Origin of the sequence: Streptomyces sp. 13-12-16, from assembly GCF_002114215.1 — a bacterium.
Classification (GTDB): Bacteria; Actinomycetota; Actinomycetes; order Streptomycetales; family Streptomycetaceae; genus Streptomyces.
Window position 1 is genome coordinate 980 of sequence record NZ_NCTE01001052.1, and the last position, 1,710, is coordinate 2,689.

1 protein-coding gene is annotated in these 1,710 nt (G+C 75.9%); it reads left to right on the forward strand.

Annotation, left to right across the window (positions count from 1 at the left end; translation table 11 throughout):
* The first annotated feature begins 17 nt into the window (after window positions 1-17).
* A complete protein-coding gene (locus tag B7767_RS35010) occupies window positions 18-1,577 on the forward strand; it encodes a DUF4139 domain-containing protein (protein WP_085575596.1) in 1,560 nt (519 codons plus the stop codon).
* Window positions 1,578-1,710: the final 133 nt, after the last annotated feature.

Here is a 1,710-nt window from a genome sequence, read left to right on the forward strand (position 1 = left end):
GCAGGAGCTGACCCAGCATGTCTACGTCATCGGAGCTCATCCCCCTCCCCGTCACCGCCGTCACCTGTACGGAGGACCGCGCTCACGTCGAGCGTGCGGCCGTGCTCGATCTGGAGGCCGGCACGCAGCGGCTGCGCCTCGGACCGGTCAGCGCGCTGGCCGTCGACCGCACCCTCCACGCCGAGCTGACCGACGGCCACCCGGCGACCGTGCTCGACGCGCGGATCGTCCGTGGCTGGACGCCGCGCGGGCCGGGGCCCGCCGACGACGACTCCGCGCTGCGCCGGCGTGTGACGGCCCTGGAGGAGAAGCGGACGGACCTGGAGCAGCGGCGCGACCGGCTGCGTGCCCGCCTCGACCTGCTCGGCCGTCTCGCCGCCGATCTGCTGCGGGAGATCGGCGAGGGCGCCGGCTCCGGGGAGGCGGAAAGGGACCGCTGGACCCGGGAACTGGACCGGGTGGACGGTGAGCGCGACTCCCACGGCGAGCGGCTGCGCTCCGTGGAGGCCGAGTTGTCCGCCGTCACCGCCGAACTGTCCGAGACCCGGCGGGTCCTGGACCTCTCCGAGACGGAGCCCGCCGAGCTGGTCGGTCACATCGAGCTGACCGTGCGCGCCCCGGCCGCCGGGCAGGCCGGGCTGCGGCTGAGCCATCTCACACCGTGCGCGGTGTGGCGGCCCGCCTACCGGGCCGTGCTCGACGGGGATTCCCTCACGCTGGACACGGACGCGATCGTCTGGCAGCGCACCGGCGAGGACTGGTCGGACGTACGGCTGACCTTGTCGACGGCCCGCTCCGCGGGGGCCGCGGAACCGCCCCGGCTCGGCGAGGACCGGCTGACGCTCCAGGAGCGTTCCGCCGCGGAGCGCCGCACCGTCCACGTCGACCTGCGCGAGGAGGAGGTCGCGGACCTCGGTCCCGTCCCCGTACTCGGACTGCCGGGCGTGGACGACGGCGGGGAGGTGCGGGTGCTCCGCTCCCCCGCACCGGTCTCCGTGCCGGCCGACGGCCGCGCCCACCGGGTGCCGCTCTCCTCCTTCACCTCGCCCGCGAGGAGTGAGTACGCCAGTTCCCCCGAGCTGTCGCCCCTGGTCAGCCAGGTGGTGCGGTGCGACAACCGGTCCGGCCACGCTCTGCTCGCCGGGCCGGTCGACCTGGTCCGCGGCAGTGGGTTCAGCGGACGCGGCACCCTGGACTTCACCGCCCCCGGCGCCCCTGTCGAGCTCGCCTTCGGCAGCCGGGACGACCACCGGGTGCTGCGGCACACCGAGGAGACCCGCGGGACCGCCGGGATCTCCCAGCGGACCGTCCTCACCCGGACCGTCCGCCTGCACCTGTCCAGGTTCTCCGCCCCCGGCGAGCACGACGACAGGACGGTCGTCGTCCGGGAGCGCGTCCCGGTCTCCGAGGTCTCGGCGGTGGAGGTACGCCTGCGCCGGGAGGACTGCTCCCCCGCGCCCGACGCGGTCGACGCGGACGGCATCGTCCGCTGGGACATCCCGCTGGCCCCGGGTGGCCGGCGCACCGTCACCCTTGTCTACGAGATCTCGGCGAGCAGCAAGGTCACCGGCCTGTGACCCCGGGGGCGGAAGCGGGGCAGCCGGCCGGCCCCGCCCGCCCGGGGGGCGGCGGGCTCCCGTGGACGGGTGGCGCCCCCGGGCGTGTCCGGCCGGGGTGACCGGTTCCGGGTGAGGCCGTGCGTCCGGCACG

Excerpts from the sequence above, each read along its gene's own strand:
- B7767_RS35010 (WP_085575596.1), top strand. The coding sequence starts at position 18 with ATGTCTACGTCATCGGAGCTCATCCCCCTCCCCGTCACCGCCGTCACC.